Below are 23,898 nucleotides of genomic sequence, written 5' to 3' on the forward strand. Positions count from 1 at the left end.
AGTGGTACACAGACGGTCTTTCTTTAGCTTTAGAGCTTTGGCCGGTGAGCCTTGAAGCCAATCTGGCGTTCAAGCAAACTTCCAACTGCGATTAATTGATCCTCACGGAACATGTTGCCCCACAAAGTAAACCCATGTGGAACAGCTCTGGTTGGGCGTTCTGCTTCAACGGGCGAGCCATCGTTAAGCGGTGTTGTGACGCGTTGTTCCAAGCCGGCAGGAATAATCAAACAGGGGTTGCCCGTGTAATTCGTATTCAGCAGCATACTGCCGCGGTAATGCGGGCACAGTACTACATCCACTTGCTTAAACAGATCTGCATACACTTGCATGACCTGTCGGCGGAAACGGTCTACCTGCATGACCTCAACAGCAGACAGAAGGTGTGCTGCCCTGAAAGTATTTGGCCATGCGCGTGGCTCTTGCCATTTCATCAGGTCATCGCGGTCAGATAGCGTTAGTTCTTCAAAAGCCGCCGCTGCTTCCACTTCCAGTATGGAGATCAAAGACCCGTACGGCAGCTCGGGTATGGATATCTCTTTGGTCTTGAAGCCCAGTTCTTTAGCGTAGGTGAAGGCCTGCTTCTCACTTGTTGTTACATCGCTTCCTTCAAACCATGCCGGGTCATACCCAAGGACAATATCCTGTGCCACTGCGGAAGCTGCATCATATTCAAAGCCCCAATCTATAGAGCTTGGGTCGCCGTCATCTGCGCCGTTAATGGCAGCCAAGACCAGCGCCGTATCATCAACATGGCGGCAAATAGGACCAAACTTATCAAGTGACCAGCAAAGCGCCATTGCACCTGTGCGCGGTACGCGGCCAAACGTGGGGCGCAGACCTGTGGTTCCGCAGCGGTTTGACGGTGAAACGATAGACCCTAGAGTTTCTGTACCAATGGAAAAACTGACAAGGGCCGCCGCCGTAGATGACGCAGACCCAGCGCTGGAGCCACTGGAGCCTTCGTCTGTGTTCCAAGGGTTGCGTGTTGTGCCACCAAACCATCGATCACCGTATGCCAAAGCACCAAGTGATGTTTTCCCGATCAAAACCGCGCCAGCATCGCGTAGACGTTTTACGATAACAGCGTCTTCACTTGGTACGCGGCCTTTGTATGGTTCTGCCCCCCAAGTAGACGGCACGCCTGCCGCATCTGCCAAGTCTTTCATGCCGTATGGAATGCCGTGAAGTGGTCCGCGATCACGTCCAGCACGCAGCTCGCTGTCGGCACTATACGCTTCAGCGCGTGCGCTATCTTCCATCAATGTAATAAAGCACTCGAGTTTGGGACCATGTTTCCGGATACGTGTTAGGTAAATATCAAGTAAGCGGCTCGCAGTTAACTGCCCTGAACGTAACCAGTGGCCTTGCTCGCTGATGGAGGCAAAAGCAACATCCTCGTCTGATGGTAGCGCTCTGGGCTGTTCGCCGTTTAAGCGTACAGTGTTTGATTGTGTTTTATAGTTTTCGCCTGCTAACCGAGGATCAAACACCATCGCAGGCGCATCGTCATTATTGATTGTCGTGCCAGCTCGGCGCAGACGAGTGCGGTCCATCATGCCTTCAATGCGATCGTAAACCATGGCACGTTCCGTGTCCGTGAAGTTAACACCGGCCAGTTTTTCGGCAATGCTTAACTCACTGGCAGAATTGATAGTATTGCTTGATTGCTGCGCTGCGGCACCAATTGTTATGGCAGCTGTACTAGCGGCACCGGTTGCTTTTAAAAAGTGCCGTCTGTCAATTTTCTTTTCCATAACGAAATTCTTCCTGATGCTATCTCGAATTACCCAAACGCTGCTGGTAGCCTATGACGAAGGAGTGGGGCGGCGCAATAAGTCCGCATCGGTTTTCAATCACAAATTAGTGCAGGATACATAAACCAATGGTCATTGACGCATATTATGCGATTGTATCATTTGTCGTTGCGGTTTATTTAAGTAAAGCATCCGTGTTGGCGTTTTCATACGCTGTTTGATTAGTTTGGGCACTTAATAAAATGACCGGTATCATCAAGGCTGTTCTCGGTCCCACTAACACTGGCAAGACCCATTATGCTGTAGACCGGATGATTGGTTATGCTTCTGGCATGATGGGGTTTCCGCTCAGGCTCTTGGCGCGCGAGGTATATGATAAAGTCGTTGCGATTAAAGGGAAAAATCAAGTTGCACTGATCACCGGAGAAGAGCGCATTGTACCTGAAGGCGCGCGGTATTTCATGTGTACGGCAGAAGCAATGCCACGCATTGCCAATACTGACTTTGTCGCTATTGACGAAATACAAATGGCTGCAGACCCTCAGCGGGGTCATATCTTTACAGAGCACTTGCTTCATTCGCGTGGGCGCCATGAAACGCTTTTGCTAGGCGCAGAGACCATGGCGCCACTCATCCGGCGATTGATTCCAGAAGCAGAGATTATACGACGTGAGCGTTTTTCACTGTTAACACATACGCAGCCAGTTAAGCTTTCGCGGTTGCCGCGGCGTAGTGTTGTCGTTGGTTTCTCGGCCAACAATGTTTATGCAATGGCTGAGCTAATGCGCCGTCAAAAAGGCGGTGCGGCCATTGTGATGGGCGCTTTAAGTCCGCGAACCCGTAATGCACAGGTTGAGCTTTATCAGTCAGGAGAAGTTGATCATCTGGTTGCAACAGATGCTATCGGTATGGGCCTGAATATGGATATTACGCATGTCGCTTTTTCAGGCCTTGGTAAGTTTGATGGTCGGCGCTTTCGTGATTTGAGGGCGTCTGAGGCTGCACAAATTGCAGGGCGTGCTGGGCGCTACAAGCGTGATGGTACTTTCTCGACAGTTGGCGGCGAGAGCGAGGCGATGGACCCGATGATGGTTGCGCAAATCGAAGATCATCAATTTGAGCCAGTCAAAGCCATATATTGGAGGAATCACCGACTTGATTTTACATCGATTCCCCGTCTTTTACGTTCTTTGGAGGCACCAACCACTACAGAAGGCCTGCACCGCGCTCGCGAAGCGATTGATATGCAGGCCTTAAAGTCTTTAAGTGCTGATGAAGCTGTTGAGGCGCTGACCACAAACAAGGAGGCTGTCGAAAGGCTTTGGAATGTTTGCCAAATTCCGGATTTCCGCAAACTGTCACCTGAAGATCATTTTGGTGTTTTGAAGCGGATTTATATAGATTTGATGGGACCATCAGGTTCAATTCCGCATGATTGGATTGCCCGCCAAGTTAAGCGCCTTGACAACGTCCACGGCGATATAGATACCTTGGCCGGTCGAATCGCCAGTATTCGTGTGTGGACCTATGTGTCTCATCGGAAAAACTGGCTCGATGATGCTGCCCATTGGGCACATGTTACGCGCAGTGTTGAAGACCGATTATCGGATGCACTGCATGAAAAATTAACCCAGCGTTTTGTTGATAGGCGTACCGCCGTCCTCATGCGCTCGCTCAGGCAAAGGGGTGCGCTTAGCGTGAGCATTGATAATGATACAAATCAGGTTTCTGTCGAAGGACATGAGATCGGCGAATTAAATGGTTTTTCTTTCCGTGTAGAGCCTGGGGCAGCACGCGATGACGCCAAAATGCTGAAAGCGGCTGCGGAAACTGCGCTGCAATCAGAATTAACGCGGAAGGCAAAATTGTTTGCCAACGTGGGCTGGAAAGCTGTCACTTTTGACTTTGCTGACGGGTTGGCTTCTCCCAAATTATTATGGGAAGGTGCGCCGATTGCAACTGTGTATGGTACAGGCGCGTTTATGGCACCGCGGGTTAAGCTATTGTCGACAACGCTGTTGAACGATGAAATGGCTGAACTTGTACGCATGAAAGCACAAGATTGGCTTGATCAGCGTATTGCTGAAAAGCTGGAGCCGCTTGTTAAATTAGCACAAGAGTTAAACGGCGAAATCGAACCACCTGAAGGCGCTGAGCCTCTATCTGGCCTTGTGCGCGGTGTTGCTTTCCGGTTAATGGAAAACTTTGGCGTGCTGGCACGCAAGGACGTAGACAGCGAATTACGCCAGATTGATCAGGATGCGCGGCGTGGCTTACGCCGATTTGGTATTCGCATTGGTGCAACCAGCTTATACATGCCTCTTGTACTGAAGCCGCACGCCAATGAGATGCGCCTGATGATGTGGGCCATGGCCGGTGATCGTACAGCGCTGCCAAGTATTCCAACACCTGGAATGGTATGGGTTGATACAGAAGAAGCTGCGCCTGCTGAGTTTTATCAGATGTCTGGTTTTCAGGTTGTTGGCAAAAAAGCTGTTCGCATGGATATGCTTGAACGGCTGGCTGATGCGGTGCGACCACTTGGTAGTGAGCGCAACTGGTTTGAAGTAACGCCTGAAATTATGGGTCTTGTTGGTCTTTCCGGTGAAGCATTTGCGGATACGATGCGCGGCATTGGGTACAAAAACGAATTACGTGAAATTGATCCTGTATCAGCAACTGAAGCACCTGCGGAATCTTCCACAAGTGATCCGCTTTCAAGTGATGAAAAGGCGGCGAGCGCTGAAGAAGAAACAATTGCCGCTTCTGAACCTGAAGGCAGTAAAGCTGTTGCGGATGATAAAGCCGGTACTGCAGAAATAATAGAAAAGCCTGACACTGAAGCGGTGGACAAGGTCGAATCTGCCGAATCGGATGAGCCAGCAAAGGTAGAGCGGTACTTTTTCATGTGGGCACCAGCCCGTCTCGCCCGACAACAGCGCGCAAGGCCAGAGCAGTCACGCTCTAAAGCTGGAAAGCAAGGCGAAGCAAAACCTGGCGGTAAACCGGCAAACCGAAATACGCGCAATCAGAAACCTCGTGGTAAAGGGCGCTCGCAAGGGCCGCGTGTTCATAGTGCACGGCCACCCAAGCGTGAACAGAAAATGGACCCTGATTCGCCGTTTGCAGCACTTGCAGGCCTTAAGGATGCACTTTCCAGTAAAAAATAAATGCATAGCTGAATGTAATGACCGGCAGCGGCAAACTTCGTCTTGATAAATGGTTATGGTATGCGCGATTTTTCAAATCGCGCGCCATTGCCAGCGATCTTTGCCGCGCGCATAAAGTCCGTATCAATGGTGTTCATTGTAAAAAGGCAAGCGCCACTATTATAGTTGGTGATGTGCTGACTTTTCCACAAGCCAATGCAATTAAAGTTATTGAGATCGTTGCGCTTGGTACGCGCCGCGGGCCGGCTACAGAAGCAGCGCTACTATACAAAGACCTGTCTCCGGTAGAGTCTGCGACTCGTAATGAAGAAAAACCCCTTGAAAACCCAAGCCGTGAAAAAGGCATGGGGCGACCGACAAAATCGGATCGTCGTGCACTGGACCGCTTGCGCGATCACGAATGATTTAACTGATTATGCGAAAAGGCGTTGCCGAGCCGCACGCTTTTCGGCATAAACTTCATAACAAAGGGCCATAATCCAGTGTTAAGTCGCTGGAACGTCAGGAAACAAAGGAGACACCGATGACATACATCGTCACGGAAGCATGTATCAAATGTAAATATATGGACTGCGTAGAAGTTTGTCCGGTGGATTGCTTCTACGAAGGTGAAAACATGTTGGTGATTAATCCCAACGAGTGTATCGACTGCGGCGTTTGTGAACCAGAATGCCCAGCAGAAGCTATTTTACCAGACACAGAAGATGGCCTTGAGGCTATGTTAGAGCTGAATAGCAAGTATTCTGAAGAATGGCCTAACATTACGGCAAAAGGTGACGCACCTGCTGATGCTGATGACTGGCAAGGCAAAGAAGGCAAGATGGAGCACTTTTCCGCGAAGCCTGGCGCTGGCGACTAGCCGGAAATTAAAGCCGTTAAGTTGTCTAGTTTTTAAAAGCCGGCTTTGCCGGCTTTTTTAATTTACGGTGAGCAAATATATGCAGTGTGATCGGCTAGACATGCTCGGGATATATAGCGGTTTTACCCTGCGTTTTCTTAGGGGCTACAAAACAGATGTATTTTATGTTACAATAGTGTCAATTGCTGCTGATGCTGGGTATTCAGGCTGAAGCCATGTGGTTCGAGATCATATTGAATATCTCGACACTATGGTCTTAATCTTTATAGAAGGTTAACAGTGCCCAAAAGCAAATAGGCCTTATGCCTGAGTGTGTTTGTCTGCAGCATGTTTATTAGTAAAGGCTGGGTGCGCCGATTCGATTTTAAGTAAATAAGTAGTCAAAATAATTAGCATTGTCGCTGAAATAGGCGATGGAATGTGTACTTTGTTATGTTCTGTATTTGTGTCAGGCAAAGTCTAGTTTTGAATTTCGTGATCGAACCGTGTGTATTGAGTAAAAAGGATATATTGAGCAATGGCAAAATCTAAAAATCAGCTTTATTCAGTGGGTGATTATGTTGTTTACCCGAAACACGGCGTAGGCCGTATAACCGAAATGGAAAAGCAAGAAGTCGCCGGAATGACGCTGGAGCTTTATGTCATTAGGTTTGAAAAAGAACGTATGACGTTGCGTGTACCAATTAATAAGGCAGAAGCAAGCGGCATGCGACGCCTGTCTTCTGATGCAACTCTTCAGGAAGCATTCACAACACTTAAAGGCCGTGCGCGCATCAAGCGCACAATGTGGAGTCGTCGAGCTCAAGAATATGAAGCAAAGATAAATTCTGGTGATCTGGTTTCTATTGCGGAAGTTGTGCGCGATTTGCACCGTGGTGACGATCAACCTGAGCAATCATACAGTGAGCGCCAGATATACGAATCAGCTCTTGGCAGGCTCGCACGTGAATTGGCGGCAGTGGAAGAAATTGATGAAGCTGCAGCAATGGTAAAATTGGAGAGTGAATTAGCAGCATAAGCTGATCTGATCACTTAAATTTTATACTATATTTTTTAGGAGAACCCGCCAATTTCTGGCGGGTTTTCTTGTTTTTGGGGCCAATGAAACATCTTTGAAAAAAAAGCCTGTTAATTTGCTCTAAAATAGTGATAATGCACATCATTAATCAGATGCATTAATTTCGTTTCGGAGAGGGAAGTGGCAATTAGCAACTGGGCAACAGGCGATGATAGGCGTGTTATTAGGCATGCAATGAAAGCACCAATGCTAGACCGTGATGAGGAACTTGACCTCGCGGTTGCTTGGCAAGAAGAGCGCGATGAGCGTGCGCTTAAAAAGCTGACTGAAGCCCACCTCAGGCTTGCAGTTGCTGCAGCGAGTCGTTACCGCCACTACGGTCTTCCTGTTTCTGACCTTATCCAAGAAGGAACGGTCGGCTTAATGGAAGCAGCCTACCGTTTCGAATCATCACGAGATGTACGATTTTCAACATATGCATCATGGTGGGTACGTGCTGCCGTGCAGGATTATGTTCTAAGGAACTGGTCGATTGTGCGTACGGGCACAACGTCAGCCCACAAGGCATTGTTTTTCAATTTAAAGCGCCTCAAAGCTAAAATGGGCGTTGATGCAGATCGACCTCTCACATTTCAGGCGCGTAATCAAATCGCAGATGAAATGGGTGTTAAGTTACGTGACGTTGAGGCGATGGAAGGCCGCTTATCGGGCGTAGATCGCTCGCTTAATGCGCCGGTCGCTGACGAGTCTGCTCAGGAATGGCAGGACTTGCTCGTAGCTGATACACCTCAGCCTGACACACTTTATATCGCAGAACATGACCACAATAAGAAGACCGTTTTGCTGCATGATGCGATGAATGATTTAACTGATCGCGAGAGCTTCATTATTCGTGAGCGCCAACTCAAGGAAGAAGGCGTTACGCTTGCTGTACTTGGTTCGCAGCTTGGAATCTCCAAGGAACGTGTGCGCCAGCTAGAGGCGCAGGCTCTTGGTAAATTGCGCGATGCACTAGTTCGCCGTGTTGGTGACCCTATTGCAGCCGGGCTTGCTAACGGTTAGACCAGCACTATTCCAGTATTTGTATTTGTCCGGGGCTTTCCAGCATAATGTGCGGTCCACTTTTCCATGTGACCCACCCGCGCACTTCAACATTCCTGCCTTCAAAGGACAAAAGGTCTATTTGGTTTTTTTTAAAAGCTTTGTTTACTTTGGGTGTTATCTCCACTGTGAAATCTGTGCGCCAATTTTCACCGAAATTAAGAAATATCGTTTTTCTCACATTTTTAGCAGATAATATTTTGCCACTGATAATTTGAAACCAGCCAGTGCGTATGGTGCCATCCGCTGTTGTGATTGTTTGTTCGCTTTGTGCCCATATACCTTTCTCTTCTTTGCGCGCTTTTTGCTCTGCCGCATAGAGAAGCATCATGCCAGTGGTATGCGTGCGCCTTGGGTATACATAGGCACCTCCAGCCGCGATCATGCTGTGTTGCAACCATTGACCATTTGGTAGTTTAATATGCGCGATCATGGCACCGGTATAATCTGACCTTTCTCCTTCACAGAACATCTCCAGTGTTTTGGAAGCCGTTTGGATATCCAATAATTTACGAGATTGGTGTGCATGTGGCCAACTTTGGTATGGCGCATCTTCTGGCCATAGTTCAGGCGCCTTTATGCCAGCAAGTTTGATTGTTTTACCGTCTACAGTGATTATGGTTTCACCGTCTTTGGCTTGTGAAGCACTTATCTTGCCACAAAATTTTAAACCTGACGGAACGGCACTGTTGTCAGCCAAAGCTGAGTAGGACAGAAGAAAGATCGTTGCAATTATATTTGATGCCCATTTAGTCATAGCAATAGTGTCGCTATTATTGAGGCAATGGCAAGACTGTATGGAGAAGCGAGAGCTCGCTATGTAACGTCCTTGTTGGGAAATTCAAGCGACACACTAGTACCATAACCAGGGGCTGAGCGAATGGTTAGCTTCCCACCAATCAGCTTCATAAAGCGCTCTACAATAGGTAAACCTAACCCTGTGCCAGTGCCAGCTTTGATATTATTCGGGGTAATTTGGCCAAAAGGTTCAAGTGCTACGTGAATTTCTTCTTGTGTCATACCAGGTCCATTATCTGAAACCGTTATTACAAAATACTTACCTTTTTGCTCGGATAAAACCGAAACCTGACCACCTTTTGGGGTAAACTTGATAGCATTTGATAAAACATTAATCAGGGTTTGACGCATGATGCGTGCATCGCTCTCTATCGTAACTGATGCTATGTCAGATACTATCCGAATAGATTTTTCATCGGCGGGAACGGCAACAATGTTGAGGCATTGCTCTATAATGTCTTGAGCGTCAACCGGCTCAACATGCAGTTCAAACCTGTCAGCCTCTAATTTAGATATGTCCAGAATGTCGTTAACAATGGAGAGGAGGTGTTCGCCGCTGTTACGTATTATCTTCATATATTCCTTGTTCTTTGTGCCTTCAAGTTTGCCGTATAACTCCATCCCGACAATTTCAGCAAATCCGATAATTGTATTAAGTGGTGTTCGCACTTCGTGACTCATCGAGGCCAGAAATGACATTTTTGCATTGTTCGCATGTTCAAGATCTTTAATCAGGGTGCGGGCTTGATACATGAAATAAGCAGCTGTCAGCATGACAATGACAAGTAGTATACTTGCAGGCACAGCGAGGTCACGCAAGAGGTCGTTACCAGGCAAACGTTGACGCCACATAATAGAACCTACAACGTCACCATTTATATCCATAATCCTTAATGCTGATCGTTTGTTCTCAAGTTCTGCGGGTGAAAATTGTAGACTAGACACACCGGTGGCGTTTGCTAGTTCAGCATATTCTTCGCGCCCCATGTGTTGATAAAGAACGAGAACAGGACGCCGGTTAGCGCTTAAGGGTGGATCATAAACCTTATAACCTGAAGGCTGCACCATACTTATGCCTAACGCTATCAAGTTATCATTGTATTTGAGAAAACCCTGCGCTGTGGCCCCTATGTTCCCATTCACAAAGTCCATATTGTTTATGGCTTCTTGTAAACCTGCGTCTAGCCAGTTTGGTAAAGCGCGCAAATCATCATCGGATCCAGAATGGTAGACAACGGAACTGTCAGGATGAATGACAATGGTGCCATCTACATAGTTTCTGGAAGAAGATACATCACCAAAGATGCGGTGCATCCAGTTTGTATTTTGTTCAAGAACGACGTTATCAACTGCATCATCCCACCATGAGTTATCTTCGGCCAAAACAGTAAGATTATGGCTTATCTTACCAGTTGCGGTTTTGATAATGGTGCGCTGCGTGGTTTCTGCGGCTTGGTCATATTGGTTAGCAAAAAAACCAGCAACAGCAATTAAGGCGAACAAGCTTATCACGACAACTAGGATAACCGGCCATATAAGTCTGATAAGCTGCATAAAAGAAGGCTCCTCAGGTTGAGTAAGTTTCTAATTATAACGTTGAGGTGTGCACCAAACCTTAAGGTATTCAATCTCTACATGATAGTTACAACGTTTTTAAATGACATAATTCGCACAATAATTGTCCAAAGTAGCGCAATAATTGAATATTAGGCCAGTTGGGTGATCACCGTACAATTGAATGGGATTTAGTTGATGCGTTTCAATTGTTCGAGATTCGGACTCTGAGGTAACTTCCCTGACTTTTGCGACTCTGTAGCGTCGTAGCTTCTCTATGCGTTGGTTTTTTTATGCACCACCGCGTGTCACGTTTTATTGAGGGTCAAGGCATTGAGAAATTACTGCCTCAACCTATATTCATTGTCTGCTAGAGGGCTGCTCCGTTGTTTGTATGCAAGCATTGCGGTTTTAATTTTAATATAAAGGGTCATTTCCATGAGTGAAAACAATGAGTATACGCCGCCAAAAGTCTGGAAGTGGGATGCAGAAAATGGCGGCGCTTTTGCCAAGATCAATCGCCCTATAGCTGGCGCTACGCACGATAAAGAGTTACCCGTTGGCAAGCACCCTATGCAGCTTTACTCGTTGGCAACGCCGAATGGGGTGAAAGTAACGGTTATGCTCGAGGAGCTTTTGGCACTCGGTCATACAGGTGCTGAATATGATGCATACCTGGTTAATATCGGTGAAGGCGATCAGTTTGGTAGTGGTTTTGTGGATGCTAATCCCAACTCAAAAATACCGGCTCTTGTGGACCACAGCACAGACAAGCCAACACGTGTTTTTGAGTCTGGCGCGATCCTTTTATACCTTGCCGAAAAATTTGATGCGTTCCTACCTAAAGAACCAGCTGCGCGAACGGAATGCTTGTCATGGCTGTTTTGGCAAATGGGTAGTGCCCCTTATCTAGGTGGTGGTTTTGGGCATTTCTATAGCTATGCGCCGGTAAAAATAGAATACTGTATTGACCGTTTTGCGATGGAAGTTAAGCGACAATTGGATGTGCTGAATCGCCATCTGGCTGACAAGAAATATATGTGCGGTGATGAATACACAATTGCTGATATGGCAATATGGCCTTGGTACGGTGCAGTAGTATCAAACACAGTTTATGAAGCTGCGGAATTCCTGAGCACACATGAATACACACATGTGATTCGTTGGACCAAAGATATCTCGGAGCGTGCAGCCGTAAAGCGTGGTCGTATGGTTAACCGTGCTTGGGGCGATCCAAGCAGCCAGCTTCGTGAGCGTCATGATGCTGATGACTTTGAAACAAAGACTCAAGATAAACTAGAGCCTGATAACAACGATAAATAACAAACAGTCACGTCGCGCTTGAGGCTTGACAGTAAGAAGCTTATCGCTCAGAAAACGCCAGTGGTCCCGTAGCTCAGTTGGATAGAGCACCAGATTCCTAATCTGGGGGCCGGTGGTTCGAATCCACCCGGGATCACCAAAAAGCCAGCCTATAATGGGTTGGCTTTTATTTCATTATGATAATAAATCTAGGCGTGAATTGTTTTAAAATAAGCAGTAACTAAACCTTTTTCATAGCTATTATATGGCTTATTAGTATACGTGTTAATAACACATTAACTGTTTTCGTATTTACTTGAACTGCATTGAATTGGGGTTCGAGCAAATGAAAAAAACAAATGTTATTCCGTTAGATGAGCGTATTCATTTTGAAAAAGATGAAATCATCGTCTCTAAAACTGATCTTAAAGGCAACATAGTTTACGCAAATGACGTGTTCTGCCGTGTAGCTGAAATGCCTACAAATGCCGTTATTGGCAAACCGCATAATATTATCCGGCATCCTGATATGCCGCGGGCGGTCTTCAAATTACTTTGGCAGCGCCTGCAATCGCGAAAAGAAATTTTCGCATATGTTAAAAACATGTCAGCAACAGGTAAGTATTACTGGGTTATCGCGCATGTTAGTCCGTCTTATGATCAGGATGGACAGGTTGTTGGTTACCATTCTAACCGCAGGGCACCCAGCGCCAAAGGCATCGCTGACATTGTGCCACTGTATAAGGATTTGATACGCATTGAACGTGCTCATGCTGACCGTAAAGCGTCGCTTGATGAGAGCATGGCTTTTTTACAGGCAACGTACAGAGATATTGGCCAGAGCTATGATGAGTATATCTGGAACACAGGATCAAGCCATGTTTAATCTCAGCAAAAAAAATGATGCTTCTTTACGTGTGACAGAACTGGAAAATGCGCTTGCCATAGAGCAAGAGAAAAACGCGCATTACACTCGCGCATTCGCAGCAATTAATAGTGTTGCGCTAGCGATTAAGGCGGGTGACCTGGAAGCACGAATCGTTGACTGGGACCAGTATGCGGATCAATCCAGTACGCTGTCCAATGTGAACCACATGCTTGACTTAACAGATGCTTTCATTCGTGAAGCAACAGCGTCATTGGACGCGGCATCTGAAGGTGAGTTTTACCGAAAATTTCTGGTTGAAGGTATGGCGGGCACCTTTGGTCGCGGTGCAGAGGTTATCAACCGGGCAACGGGGCGTATGGAACAGATGGTTGCTGAACAAGTAGAACAGCGAACCAAGGTTTCTGGCAAGTTTGAGCAGTCAGTGATGGAGGTTATTGCTACACTGACAACGGCTGTCGAGCAGGTGAAGACAACGGCAATGTCTTTAATGACCGATGCATCTGAAAACCAAAGCCTCGCAGCCACTGTTGCTGCAGCTGCAGAGCAGGCAACGAGCAATGTACAAACCGTTGCATCTGCAGCTGAAGAGCTTTCGGCTTCAGTTGAAGAAATTTCGCGGCAGGTCAACACGTCTGCTGCAAAATCGACGGAAGCGTCAGGAAAAGCAAACGATGCTTCTACTACTATTGAAGCTTTGAAGAATGCCAGTGATACGATTGGCCGTGTTGTTAGCCTTATTAATGATATTGCCGAACAAACGAATCTGCTCGCGCTTAATGCAACAATTGAGGCAGCTCGTGCGGGTGATGCCGGCCGCGGATTTGCTGTTGTTGCTTCCGAAGTGAAATCTCTTGCACAGCAAACAGCTAATGCAACCGGTGAAATAGGTTCTCAGGTTAGTTCGATTCAAAATAATACCGGGACAACGGTTGAAGTTGTTTCAGGCATTGGCACAACAATCGCTGAACTGAATGAAATAGCGGCAGCCATTGCTGCAGCAACAGAAGAGCAATCGGCGGCAACATCGGAAATTAGTCGTAACATACAGCAAGCGTCAGAAGGTACACAGCAGGTAGCTGGCAATATAAAGAGTGTTCATGTGACGGCAGATAAAACAATGAACAGCGCCAAAGAATTGGATGGTGCGGCAACAGAACTCGCGCGCACCGTTATGATGCTAAAAGAGCAGTCCGAATCTTTCCTGGAGGAAATCCGCGATATTTAGTAGCGCTTACGGAGCCGAAAACATTGGATATAGTCAGCCCATCAAGTAAGGCTGACTAATGTTTCTTGATAACAGCTGATCACAGACGCGGTTTATTGTCCGGCAGGTACATTACTGTTGACCATGTCGATCGCCATCAACCACTCACCAGATTTTTGCTTTTCCCATACGACAACATAGTTGCCTGTTTGGCTGAATTTTTCGGCGTTATCTGGGTTAAATTCCATTTCCCATGTACCAATCTCACTGACGGTGCCGCGGTTTTGATCAAGCGAGTTGGTTACAAGCGATATCTGTACAGACGGTCCGCTAAAAATAGCTGACATCAATCTGGCGATTTCCATTTGTCCGCGTACGGGGCTGGCGTTGTTGCCTATAAATACACCATCAGTGGTATATAATTTTGCTAACGCAGCAGAGTCTTGACTATTAAATGCACTCATAAATTTGTCATTTTGCAACTGAATATGAGCAGCAAGGTTTGCGTCATCTGCTTGAGCGGAAGTTGTGGTGATCAGTGCTACGAGCGGAATAAAGATTTTCCATACTTTAAAGATATGTGTCATCGGTGCCTCCTAAGTGAAGTTAGGGCCGCGTTAAAATCATGGATATAGTCTTGATGAGCTTAGTCTAGTTGAGTTGAAATAGCGATATGTTGAGAGAATATGCATTCCTTATGAAGGCTTCGCGATAGCCTTATTGTGATTGTTGCAAACATCTTCTATACCGCTGAAAAATGTTTAAGGAAGCCTTATGAACGAATTGCCAGCCTGCCCGAAATGTAGCTCTATCTATACCTATGAAGACCGGGGTATGTTGGTGTGTCCGGAATGTGCACATGAGTGGATGTTAGGTGCCGAGAACGCGAACGAAAATGACAGCAGTTCTTTTAAAGATGTAAATGGTAATGCCTTAAATGACGGTGATACGGTCACAGTCATTAAAGACTTGAAGGTGAAAGGTTCATCGCTCGTTGTTAAAGTGGGCACCAAGGTCAAGAATATTCGACTTGTGGACGGTGATCATGACATTGATTGCAAAATAGACGGGATTGGTGCGATGAAACTTAAATCTGGATTTGTTAAGAAAATATAGCACCCACACTATCGCACGGGCGCTATGGCAGCTTAACTTTTTTCAGCGTTTATCCACTCACCAACAATTTCTTCAAGCACGGCAATAGGTAATGAACCTTGGCCAACAACTGTATCGTGAAAACGGCGTATATCGAACTTATCGCCAAGTTCGTGCTCGGCTTTGTCGCGTAACGCTTGGATGCGAAGTTCACCAATTTTGTATGACAGTGCTTGTGCAGGCCATGTGATGTAGCGATCAATTTGATTGATAGAATCAGGTTCACTAAGTGCTGTATTCTCCAGCAAATAGTTTATCGCTTTTTGTCGTGACCAGCCAAATGCGTGCATGCCTGTGTCCACGACCAAGCGGCATGCGCGCCACATTTCGTATGTTAAGCGGCCGAAATCACTGTAGGGATCTTCGTAAAAACCGGCGTCAACACCAAGGCTTTCTGCATACAGTCCCCACCCTTCGCCGTAGGCAGAGTGATACAGTGTCTTTCGAAACTCTGGCATATCCAGTTCTTGCGCAATGGCGCCCTGAAAATGATGGCCCGGCACTGCTTCGTGATATGTCAGCGCTTCAAGGTTATACAGTGGTTCGCTTAGGTAATTATTAGCCCCAATATAATATGTGCCGGATGTCTTGCCGTCGCCAGCGGGTGCTACATAATACGCACCGCCGCCCGGGCTTGCTTTAATGCTATATGTACCGCGTGGCAGAACCGTAAACCATTTTGGCAGTTCACCTTCCATACGCTGTGCAATAAAGGCTGCTTTTTCTAGCAGGTCGCGCGGGCTGGATGCATATGATTTCGGGTTGTTGCGCAAACTGTCCAAAAACTCTTTAAAACTGCCGATAAAGCCGACTTTCTCAATGATTTTATCCATTTCAGCACGAATGCGCGCGACCTCGGATAAGCCTAAATCGTGGATTTCCTGTGCAGACATGCCGGTCGTGGTGTGGAAATTGATCAGATATTTATAATAGTCTGAACCACCGTTTAAAGCTGTTATCCCCACTTCATTGCGGCAGCTTGGCATGTATTCTTCTGTGAAGAAGGCGTAGAATTTCCGGTATTCGGGAATGACAACATCACGAATTAAAATAGATATCTTCTCTTTATACTCTGCTTGCTTGTCGGCAGGTATAGCAGAGGGAAAATTGGCAATTGGTGCGTAAAATTCGCTTTGTGTAATGTCATCAAATATTGAGCGGCTTATAGTGGTTTCATAACTTTCAAAGCTTTTACAATAATGTGTCCACCCTTTGCTAATAGCTTCACGCAGCGATGCTGTGAAATCACTGCTATAGCGAGGAAAGTCTGCAAGGCTAACGATATATTTGTCATAATCATGTGTGCTGAGGAATGACATTTTTGCAGGTGCTTCTGCAAAGTATGTATGAAAACCGGCATATATATTCAGTGGGAATAAATGATCAGGCTGCCTGTAGCTCTCGCGCTCTGCCAGGCGTTCGTATTTAAAGAGCTTGTAGTTAATTTTGCCAGTGGCAGAAAGCGTTTCCGGATCAATCACCTCAAGGCGTTTGATAACTGTTTCATTGAATTTTTCGCGGCGTAAGCGGCCTGCGGCGCTGAAGTCAGGTAAAGGGCCATCCATACGGAACACATCTGGATCGCGCCTGAAAAACACTTGTTCGCTCAGCACGTTTTCCCAATGATCTTTCAAGAGGGTATCAAACGGTGAAGGCGTATCCGCGAAGGTTCCGCGGCCAGCAAACGCACACAGCAAAACTGTGGCCGATATCAGGTGTTTTATTTTCATGTAGGGGAGTATCGACAGGCATCAGGTCTGTGTCAACGATGTGGGTTTATTTTACATAAGGAAACGGCGTGCCATATGGCACGCCGCTGATTGTTTTGATTGTCTGCGTTCCTTAAGTTGCTGGTATTGCAGCTCCTGCAACCCAAGGAGCTCCCGCTTCAATCAGTCGTGCTTCAAACGCTGGCAAAGTTGTGCCCAAGAGCGTGTTAAGGCGCGTGCGCACTGCTTCAAAGTCAGCTTCAGCATAGCCAAGCACATCACGGTGCGTTTTGGTTGGGCCATATGTCGAGCTACCTGTACCGGTCAGCACTTTGCCAAGGCGGCTTTGGATCGTTTGCGGTGTTGCGCCAAAGCCTGCATTTTGCGTCCTGTTGCCGCTTAATGCTTCGTCAATTGCATACACTTCCGTACGAATTGCTTGCCATTCGTCGTCAAGACTGCTTGGTGCAGTACGAGAGCGGGTAATTGCTGTTTTCAAGTTACCAAGGCGAGTATCTAGGCCGCGCAATGAAGAAATTGCGGCACTAACGCTGCGTTGAAGCTTTGAGGTACGTTCCCAGAAGGCAACTGCATCCGCCGGGTCTGCGCCTTTGAGTGCACCGCTCGAAAGTGGTTTCACTTCAAAGTTATCAGGGCCAGCCATAACTGTAGTTACACCGCGCACACGCTTGGAAAGCGTTACAGAATACGTACCCGGTGCAGCAAGGAAGCCTTGTGGTTCATTGCCACCAGAAACAGCTTGCTGTGATGGGTAACGTAAATCCCACGCGGCTCTGTGGAAGCCTTTTTTAGTGCTGCCCTCAATGCGGCGAACCACATTACCGTCTGTGTCACGAACCGTGAGCCAAACTTCAGGTGCTGTTTCACGACGTTCTGACTCGACAACATCAAACCCCGGGAATGGTGTATCCTTCCCGTCTTTAATCAATGGCTTTTCGCGGTCCTGACGTTCCTGACGCGCTGTTTTCAGATCATCTTTCAGGTAATATGTGAAGTTGGCACCAAACGGCGGGTTAGGTGCGCGGTATAAGTTGTGACCTTGTGATGCACCTTCGCTAAACCCAAGTGGGTGACGTTCCACGTACCACCAGGCTGTCCGGCCACCAAACAACAGTGCTTCGTTATTGAGTGTATCTTCATCCATGTTCCTGAGAGCCGAATAGTCATCAAGGATGAAAATACCGCGCCCAAAGCTACCAGCAACCAGATCATTTTCACGGCGCTGGATCACAACATCGCGGTAAGAAATGGTTGGTGATCCGCCTGTAAGCTCAATCCATTTTTCGCCGGCATCAGGTGTGAAAAACACACCAAATTCTGTTGCAAGGAAGAACAGGTTACGGTCCACATGATCCTGAACAATGCGCCATACCAGGTGTTTTTCAGGCAGGTCGCTGGTCATGGATTTCCATGTGCGGCCGCGGTTGGTACTTTTGAGCAAATATGGTTTGTAGTCGCCGTATTTGTGGTTGTCGAGTGCGACGTAAACAGTATCTGCATCAAAAAGATCAGCGCGGATGTCGTTTACAAACGCGGTGTCCGGTACGCCCGGCATGTCACCTACTTCAACTTTGCGCCAAGTTGCGCCGCCGTCTGCCGTGATTTGTACAAGGCCGTCATCGGTTCCTACATACAGGATATTTTCATCAAGTGGCGACTCGCCTACGGACGTAATGCTGTTGTAGTTGGACATAGCGAGCAGGTCCCAGCCTGCTTCCCATGACCATTGACGCCCCATAACAGGCAGCTTCATCCGGTCTTGGTTGCGTGTTAGGTCTGGTGAGATAGCTGTCCAGCTATCGCCGCGGTCGTCAGAACGCCACAGGCGCTGCGATGCATGGTAGATACGTTTAGGGTCGTGACGGCTAACGTATATAGGCGCATCCCAGTTAAACCGCTCTGCAGGCTCCCCCGGTTTTGGCTGAGGCTGAATATGCACAACCTCACCGTTAGTGCGGTCAGCTCTTACCAAGTTACCTTGTTGCCAGTGCGAATAAATAATGTCCGGGTTACCGGGTTCTGTTGCTGGTTGGTGACCATCAGCAAATAGCGTGATGAACCAATCTGAGTTTTGAATCCCGTGCCTGTTATTTGTCCGTGAAGGTGCGCCTTGCGTGGAGTTATCCTGCGTACCACCGTAAATGTAATAAAACGGCGCAGCGTCATCGACGGCTACTTTATAGAACTGTGTAATCGGCAGATTTGAAATATAACGCCAGCTAGCTTCGCCGTCGTGGCTTTCATATATACCACCATCGGAACCAACCATTATATAATCAGGGTCAGTGGGGTGAAATGCAATCGCATGATCGTCCACATGCTTGTATTCTTGCTTAAGAACACGCCATGTAGCCCCGCCGTCGTCCGACACTTGTGTGCGGTTGTTTGCAAGGTAAATCTGGTCAAACTTATGTGGGTTAGCGAACAGTTCCTGATAATAATGTGGTCCTGTACCACCTGATATCATATCAGACATTTTGGTCCAGCTAGCACCGCGATCGCTACTACGCCACACACCGCCCGTGCGTTGATCAAGTTCGATTGCCGCATATAAAACATCAGGGTTTTGCGGTGAAATTGCCATACCGGTTTTACCGAGGTTTCCTTTAGGCAGGCCAGTTGTCAGTTTGGTCCATGTTTCACCGCCATCATCTGACATGTGAAGGCCGCTTTCAGGGCCAGCACCAACATAGGCTGCAACTGTGCGCTGGCGCTGCCATGTTGCTGCGTATAAGCGGTCAGGGTTGCGCGGATCGATAATCATATCGGTCACGCCTGTCCATTCATCAGCAGACAGTTTGTTTTCCCACGTTTTACCGCCATCGGTAGACTTGAACACGCCGCGCTCGCCGCCGCTTGACCACAATGGTCCTTGAGACGCTACCCAGATTGTGTTTGGGTCTTCAGGGTGCACGATAATTTCAGAGATATGTTCGGACTTTGATAGGCCCATGTTTGTCCATGTTTTACCGCCATCCGGTGAACGATAAACACCATCACCGAAACTGATGTGGCGACCGCCGTCGTTCTCACCTGTACCTACCCATATGACATTTTTGTTCGATGGGTCGATAGTAACAGTGCCGATGGAATATACGCTTTCGCCGTCGAACAGAGGCGTCCATGTTGTTCCTGCATTTTCTGTTTTCCAGACGCCACCGGACGCAACACCAACATACCATGTGGCCGGATCTGTCTGGTCAATCTCGATGTCGGCAATGCGGCCAGACATGAAAGAGGGTCCAATATTTCTAAGCGCCATACCTTTGAAGGTGTCGCTTGTCATTAAATCTTTGTCGTCCGAGGACTGCGCATATGTAGCCTGCGACACCATAAGTGCTGCGCCCAAAATGGCCGTGAATTTCATCGTTCGCTTCCTTTGTCTAAACGTCAAATTATCAGGGGTTTTGGTCACATGATCATCTATACTTGCCATCAAAACGTTCAGCCAAACGTTTCATTAAACGATAGAAAATAAAGATTATTGTACGCTCCCCCATATCAAGCCTGATTAGCTTTGCACAATCACTGTTTGCTGACAACAATTCTTGGAAAATGAAGGCTATAATATGAGCGAAGGCATACTATGGTTTAGATTCAAGCTTTTCACGGGCCTGCCTTTCCTCTACGTTTGATGAAATCAAAAGAGGGAGGGGTCTTATGAGTTATAAAATGAAACTGCGTATGCTGGCAGGTGCATCTTTACTGGTCAGTAGTTTATCGATGCAAATGGTATTTGCCGATGAGAGCACGATGCCAGCATCTGTTGGTGGATTACCGGTTGATAAAGTATCAAGCGAGGCAATTCGCGCGGCAACCACTGAAGAACGGTTTATGAATGATTGGGTGTCTGTTATCCCTGATCATCCCACTATACCCAGTCCGCGGGATTTCTTGGGTCATATTGCAGGTGCACCTGGCGAGATGACTAATGTCGCCGAAATTCACGCCTATATGCGCGCCATCGCTGATGCAACAGACCGCGCCGAGATTGTTAGCCTTGGTCAGACGGCTGAAGGTCGCGAGATGATCGCGATCATTATTGCTGACCCTGAAACGCTTACTAACCTTGATGATTATAAAGCACGGCTGAATGCGCTCGCTGATCCGCGGGGTATGAGCGATGCAGATGCTGAAGCAACTATCGATGCCGCGAAACCAATATATTGGATTACGGCTGGTTTGCACTCTACGGAATACGGCCCACCTGAAACGGCGCTTGAAATTGCATACCGGGTGGCGGCAGAAGACCGCGAATTGTTTAAAGATATTCGCAGCAACGTCATTACGATGATTACGCCTGTATTTGAGGTGGATGGTCGCAACCGTTCAACAGAATGGTTTCTCAAGCATAATAAAGGCCGCACAGACTATTATGACCGGCCACCGAGTGGTCCGCCTTTCTGGGGTAAATATACATTCCATGACAATAACCGGGATGGTATTGGTTTGACGCAGCCCATGACCAAAAACTTCTTGCGCGGGTTCAATGAATACAAGCCAACCTTGTCGCTCGATCTGCATGAAAGTGTGCCGTATTTGTATGTGGCAACAGGTACTGGCCCGTATAACCCGGGCGTTAGTGCAACAACAGTTACGGAGTGGGCATCTATTGCCAACTATGAAGTTAACCGCCTGACAACAATGGGCATGCCCGGTGTGTGGACATGGGGGTTCTACACAGGTTGGTGGCCCGGATATATGCTTTGGGTGACCAACAATCGTAACTCAAACGGTCGTTTCTATGAGACGTTTGGTAATGGTGGTTCAGAGACAATGCTGCGCGATCTCGGCGACAGTCGGTTTGCCGGGGATAAAACTACAGATAAAACATGGTATCGCCCAAGCCCGCCGTCCGAAGAAACACTTTGGTCCATGCGCAACAATGTGAACTTTATGTCGAGCGGTGTATACGCATCTCTTGAGTATGCATCTAAAAATGCGCAGCAACTGGTTGCCGGTTTTTATAGTAAATCGAAAGCATCAATTGCTGAAGGTGCTTCGGGTGATGTGAAGGCTATCCTTATTCCCAACGATCAACGTGATAGCGGCGCAGCGCGTGAACTTATCGACCTTGTTATGGAACAGGGCATAGAGGTTAGTATCGCGGGTGCTGACGGTGAGTTTGGTGATGTTGAAATTGAGCGAGGTGATGCCTTGATCAAGCTCAACCAGCCTTACGGGCCGTTTGCTAAAGCCTTATTTGAAGAGCAGGAATTTCCTGAAGATGTTGATGTGCCACCATACGACGATGTTGCATGGACGCTGGGTTTAATGCGCGGTGTTGATGTCGAGTTTGTGGAAGACGTTGATGTGCTGGAATTGAAGTCAAGTAAAGCAGATAGCGGTGCCGCGTTTTATGAAGCGGAAGACTTGCCTGGACGCTCCAGATATTATGCTGTAGCACACAGAGGTCAAGAAGGCCTCGGTGAGCTCCGCTTTGCTTTAGCAAGTGCGACAATGCATGCCGCGAAGGCTGAAGTGAAGTCAGGCAGAAATATCTTCCCTGCGGGCAGTATCTTTATTGATGCTTCAACCGTTGATAAGGATGCGCTGGAACGTGTCGTGGAAAACACACTTCTTGATGTTGTTGGTTTGAACAGCTTGCCAAAAGGCGAAATGATTGAGCTGGATGTGCCGCGCATCGGTTTATTGCATAGCTGGATTTCAACACAGGATCCAGGTTGGGTCCGTTACACATTTGATCAATCACAGGTGCCGTACAGCATCATTGAAAAAGCTGAACTTAAAGCAGGCAATTTGCTGGCCAAATATGATGTGATTGTTGCACCAAGCTTTGGTAGACGCGGTAGCTTAAAGGCGCTTGTGAACGGTGTGGATAAAAAATGGTCACCGCTAGCATATGAAACAACACCTGAAACGCCAAGCCATGGCCGTATTGTTAGCTCACCGGATGTTACTGGCGGGTTTGGCTTTGACGGTATGGCTGCGCTTCAATCGTTTATCAGTGAAGGAGGGACTTTCATTGGCCTTGCTTCAGGCGGTAGTTTGGTTGCCGAAAGCGGGATCACATCTGATGTAAGCATGAACCGCCCGCGTGTTAATACGCCGGGTTCGTTTGTACGTCTGCAAATCAACGATACTACGTCACCGCTTACATTCGGGTACGACGAAATTTCGTATGCATTCCGTGGTAACACACCGTTTTATAGTGTCGGTAAAGATGACCGCGACCTCATGGTGGCACAGTTTGGTAGCAAGAAAGCTAGTGTGCGTCCGTGGAAGCGTGGGGAATCTGACGGTGATAAGAAGAAGAGCAAAAGTGGCCCGCTTATTCTTTCCGGTGGAGTATTAAGCGGCAAGAAACAGCTTAACGGTGCACCGGCCATTATCGAAACGACTGTCGGTGAAGGTCAGGCTATTCTGTTTGGCTGGAACCCTTTGCACCGGCACCTTAATCACCATGACCATGCATTTGTTTATAATGCGTTGATGTTCTGGAATGATTTGAAATAATGCTGAAAAGGGTCGCTGCGGCGACCCTTTTTTCTGCGTGTGATTTTTAATCAACGATGCTTGCCAGTTGCTTCTGTCACCCTAGTTCACATCTTAATTAATTACGTAAGGGGAGCACGGAATGGAATATGATGACGTTATCATGGGGCGGCGCAGTACGCGTGGTTTCTTGAAAAAGCCAGTACCTAAAGACGTCATCAAAGAGGTGATTGGCCTCGCCATGAGAGCACCATCTTCCTTTAATACTCAGCCTTGGAACATGACGGTAGTAACCGGCGATGCGCTTGATGAAATCCGCAAGGGTAATGTAGAGCGGAATGTTGGCGGCGTGCCTCATTCACGCGAAATACGTGTTCGTCATTCATATGACGACGGCGATCATCGCACACGGCAGATTGAAGTTGCCAAACAATTGTTCGGCGTGATGGGTATTGAACGGCACGACAAAGAAGGTCGGCATGACTGGGTGTTGCGCGGCTTTCGCCAATTTGATGCGCCTGTTTCGATCGTTATTACTTATGATCGTTCGGTTCACGGAGATGATGTGGCGCCGTTTGATTGCGGTGGTCTGTCAAATGCCATTGTTAATGCAGCATGGTCACGCGGCCTTGGTTGTGTGATCAATAGTCAGGGTATTATGCAAACGCCTGTCGTACGTGAGCATGCGAAAGTTGATGAAGATCAGGTCATTATGATCTGTATCGCCATGGGATATCCAGACGAAAGTTTTCCTGCAAATGCAGTTGTAACAAACCGTAAGTCAATTGAAGATGCTGTTACATTTGTTGGTTTTGACGATTAAGAATTTTTGCGCTTACGCTTAATTGAGAGCATCTTTTTGATAATATTGTCACTTGCGTGTACACAAGATGAAAACTAGGGTT

The 23,898-nt window shown here is 47.4% G+C and carries 17 protein-coding genes and 1 tRNA gene; 12 read left to right on the forward strand and 6 right to left on the reverse strand.

The genetic code is table 11. The features are described from left to right. Positions 1 to 29 precede the first annotated feature (29 nt). Positions 30 to 1,757 carry an amidase gene (locus OEU88_RS02555; RefSeq protein ID WP_262693530.1) on the reverse strand — a complete coding sequence of 576 codons (1,728 nt, stop codon included), beginning with the start codon at positions 1,755 to 1,757 and terminating at the stop codon, positions 30 to 32. 242 nt (positions 1,758 to 1,999) lie between these two features. Between OEU88_RS02555 and OEU88_RS02560 the strand changes: the two genes are divergently transcribed. The 5 genes from OEU88_RS02560 (at position 2,000) to OEU88_RS02580 (ending at position 7,866) form a co-directional block, all read left to right on the forward strand. Next, positions 2,000 to 4,927, forward strand: a complete 2,928-nt coding sequence (locus OEU88_RS02560; protein WP_262693531.1) for a helicase-related protein — start codon at positions 2,000 to 2,002, stop codon at positions 4,925 to 4,927. A 17-nt stretch (positions 4,928 to 4,944) separates the two neighbouring features. Next, the gene (locus OEU88_RS02565; protein WP_262693532.1) at positions 4,945 to 5,331 is read left to right on the forward strand and encodes an RNA-binding S4 domain-containing protein; all 387 of its coding nucleotides are present in this window, start codon (positions 4,945 to 4,947) and stop codon (positions 5,329 to 5,331) included. Positions 5,332 to 5,450: 119 nt separating this feature from the next. Then, a complete protein-coding gene (fdxA, locus tag OEU88_RS02570; protein WP_262693533.1) occupies positions 5,451 to 5,786 on the forward strand; it encodes a ferredoxin FdxA in 336 nt (111 codons plus the stop codon). Positions 5,787 to 6,303: 517 nt separating this feature from the next. Next, entirely contained in the window at positions 6,304 to 6,804 is a 501-nt protein-coding gene (locus tag OEU88_RS02575) for a CarD family transcriptional regulator (RefSeq protein WP_262693534.1), read from the forward strand. A gap of 180 nt (positions 6,805 to 6,984) precedes the next feature. Continuing rightward, on the forward strand, positions 6,985 to 7,866 hold the full coding sequence (locus OEU88_RS02580) for an RNA polymerase factor sigma-32 (RefSeq protein WP_262693535.1): 882 nt from the start codon (positions 6,985 to 6,987) through the stop codon (positions 7,864 to 7,866). A gap of 7 nt (positions 7,867 to 7,873) precedes the next feature. Here OEU88_RS02580 and OEU88_RS02585 read toward each other — a convergent pair whose 3' ends face one another. Both OEU88_RS02585 and OEU88_RS02590 read right to left on the reverse strand, forming a co-directional pair. Then, positions 7,874 to 8,662, reverse strand: a complete 789-nt coding sequence (locus OEU88_RS02585; RefSeq protein ID WP_262693536.1) for a thermonuclease family protein — start codon at positions 8,660 to 8,662, stop codon at positions 7,874 to 7,876. Positions 8,663 to 8,721: 59 nt separating this feature from the next. Further along, on the reverse strand, positions 8,722 to 10,257 hold the full coding sequence (locus tag OEU88_RS02590) for a sensor histidine kinase (RefSeq protein WP_262693537.1): 1,536 nt from the start codon (positions 10,255 to 10,257) through the stop codon (positions 8,722 to 8,724). A gap of 438 nt (positions 10,258 to 10,695) precedes the next feature. Here OEU88_RS02590 and yghU point away from each other — a divergent pair, with 438 nt between their 5' ends. From yghU to OEU88_RS02610, 4 genes are all read left to right on the forward strand, one after another. Next, positions 10,696 to 11,580, forward strand: a complete 885-nt coding sequence (yghU, locus tag OEU88_RS02595; RefSeq protein WP_262693538.1) for a glutathione-dependent disulfide-bond oxidoreductase — start codon at positions 10,696 to 10,698, stop codon at positions 11,578 to 11,580. A gap of 62 nt (positions 11,581 to 11,642) precedes the next feature. Continuing rightward, positions 11,643 to 11,719, forward strand: a tRNA-Arg gene (locus OEU88_RS02600). A 186-nt stretch (positions 11,720 to 11,905) separates the two neighbouring features. Then, entirely contained in the window at positions 11,906 to 12,445 is a 540-nt protein-coding gene (locus OEU88_RS02605; protein WP_262693539.1) for a PAS domain-containing protein, read from the forward strand. Beyond that, complete coding sequence (locus OEU88_RS02610; protein WP_262693540.1) at positions 12,438 to 13,673, forward strand: methyl-accepting chemotaxis protein; 1,236 nt, start codon at positions 12,438 to 12,440, stop codon at positions 13,671 to 13,673. Before OEU88_RS02605 ends, OEU88_RS02610 begins: the two co-directional genes overlap by 8 nt. A gap of 92 nt (positions 13,674 to 13,765) precedes the next feature. Here the strand turns inward: OEU88_RS02610 and OEU88_RS02615 are convergent, their stop codons facing one another. Further along, complete coding sequence (locus OEU88_RS02615; RefSeq protein ID WP_262693541.1) at positions 13,766 to 14,239, reverse strand: YybH family protein; 474 nt, start codon at positions 14,237 to 14,239, stop codon at positions 13,766 to 13,768. Positions 14,240 to 14,426: 187 nt separating this feature from the next. Between OEU88_RS02615 and OEU88_RS02620 the strand changes: the two genes are divergently transcribed. Continuing rightward, positions 14,427 to 14,768, forward strand: coding sequence for a zinc ribbon domain-containing protein YjdM (locus tag OEU88_RS02620; RefSeq protein ID WP_262693542.1), 342 nt, complete (start codon positions 14,427 to 14,429; stop codon positions 14,766 to 14,768). Between the two features lie 32 nt (positions 14,769 to 14,800). Here OEU88_RS02620 and OEU88_RS02625 read toward each other — a convergent pair whose 3' ends face one another. Both OEU88_RS02625 and OEU88_RS02630 read right to left on the reverse strand, forming a co-directional pair. After that, positions 14,801 to 16,537, reverse strand: coding sequence for a DUF885 domain-containing protein (locus tag OEU88_RS02625; RefSeq protein ID WP_262693543.1), 1,737 nt, complete (start codon positions 16,535 to 16,537; stop codon positions 14,801 to 14,803). 112 nt (positions 16,538 to 16,649) lie between these two features. Continuing rightward, positions 16,650 to 19,904 carry a VPS10 domain-containing protein gene (locus tag OEU88_RS02630; protein ID WP_262693544.1) on the reverse strand — a complete coding sequence of 1,085 codons (3,255 nt, stop codon included), beginning with the start codon at positions 19,902 to 19,904 and terminating at the stop codon, positions 16,650 to 16,652. A 293-nt stretch (positions 19,905 to 20,197) separates the two neighbouring features. Here OEU88_RS02630 and OEU88_RS02635 point away from each other — a divergent pair, with 293 nt between their 5' ends. Both OEU88_RS02635 and OEU88_RS02640 read left to right on the forward strand, forming a co-directional pair. After that, positions 20,198 to 23,014 (forward strand): M14 family zinc carboxypeptidase, encoded by a 2,817-nt coding sequence (locus OEU88_RS02635; RefSeq protein ID WP_262693545.1) that lies wholly within the window; start codon positions 20,198 to 20,200, stop codon positions 23,012 to 23,014. Between the two features lie 121 nt (positions 23,015 to 23,135). Further along, positions 23,136 to 23,816, forward strand: a complete 681-nt coding sequence (locus OEU88_RS02640; protein WP_262693546.1) for a nitroreductase — start codon at positions 23,136 to 23,138, stop codon at positions 23,814 to 23,816. The last annotated feature ends 82 nt before the right edge of the window (positions 23,817 to 23,898 follow it).

It is taken from the genome of Kordiimonas aquimaris (genome assembly GCF_025574485.1).
Classification (GTDB): domain Bacteria; phylum Pseudomonadota; class Alphaproteobacteria; order Sphingomonadales; family Kordiimonadaceae; genus Kordiimonas; species Kordiimonas aquimaris.

What these genes read in the sequence shown, in the direction of transcription:
- OEU88_RS02605 (WP_262693539.1), top strand. Translation starts at nt 11,906, where the DNA reads ATGAAAAAAACAAATGTTATTCCGTTAGATGAGCGTATTCATTTTGAA.
- OEU88_RS02635 (WP_262693545.1), top strand. Translation starts at nt 20,198, where the DNA reads ATGAGTTATAAAATGAAACTGCGTATGCTGGCAGGTGCATCTTTACTG.
- OEU88_RS02640 (WP_262693546.1), top strand. Translation starts at nt 23,136, where the DNA reads ATGGAATATGATGACGTTATCATGGGGCGGCGCAGTACGCGTGGTTTC.
- OEU88_RS02585 (WP_262693536.1), bottom strand. Translation starts at nt 8,662, where the DNA reads ATGACTAAATGGGCATCAAATATAATTGCAACGATCTTTCTTCTGTCC.
- OEU88_RS02610 (WP_262693540.1), top strand. Translation starts at nt 12,438, where the DNA reads ATGTTTAATCTCAGCAAAAAAAATGATGCTTCTTTACGTGTGACAGAA.
- OEU88_RS02630 (WP_262693544.1), bottom strand. Translation starts at nt 19,904, where the DNA reads ATGAAATTCACGGCCATTTTGGGCGCAGCACTTATGGTGTCGCAGGCT.
- yghU (WP_262693538.1), top strand. Translation starts at nt 10,696, where the DNA reads ATGAGTGAAAACAATGAGTATACGCCGCCAAAAGTCTGGAAGTGGGAT.
- OEU88_RS02590 (WP_262693537.1), bottom strand. Translation starts at nt 10,257, where the DNA reads ATGCAGCTTATCAGACTTATATGGCCGGTTATCCTAGTTGTCGTGATA.
- OEU88_RS02575 (WP_262693534.1), top strand. Translation starts at nt 6,304, where the DNA reads ATGGCAAAATCTAAAAATCAGCTTTATTCAGTGGGTGATTATGTTGTT.
- OEU88_RS02620 (WP_262693542.1), top strand. Translation starts at nt 14,427, where the DNA reads ATGAACGAATTGCCAGCCTGCCCGAAATGTAGCTCTATCTATACCTAT.
- OEU88_RS02625 (WP_262693543.1), bottom strand. Translation starts at nt 16,537, where the DNA reads ATGAAAATAAAACACCTGATATCGGCCACAGTTTTGCTGTGTGCGTTT.
- OEU88_RS02555 (WP_262693530.1), bottom strand. Translation starts at nt 1,757, where the DNA reads ATGGAAAAGAAAATTGACAGACGGCACTTTTTAAAAGCAACCGGTGCC.
- OEU88_RS02565 (WP_262693532.1), top strand. Translation starts at nt 4,945, where the DNA reads ATGACCGGCAGCGGCAAACTTCGTCTTGATAAATGGTTATGGTATGCG.
- OEU88_RS02615 (WP_262693541.1), bottom strand. Translation starts at nt 14,239, where the DNA reads ATGACACATATCTTTAAAGTATGGAAAATCTTTATTCCGCTCGTAGCA.
- fdxA (WP_262693533.1), top strand. Translation starts at nt 5,451, where the DNA reads ATGACATACATCGTCACGGAAGCATGTATCAAATGTAAATATATGGAC.
- OEU88_RS02560 (WP_262693531.1), top strand. Translation starts at nt 2,000, where the DNA reads ATGACCGGTATCATCAAGGCTGTTCTCGGTCCCACTAACACTGGCAAG.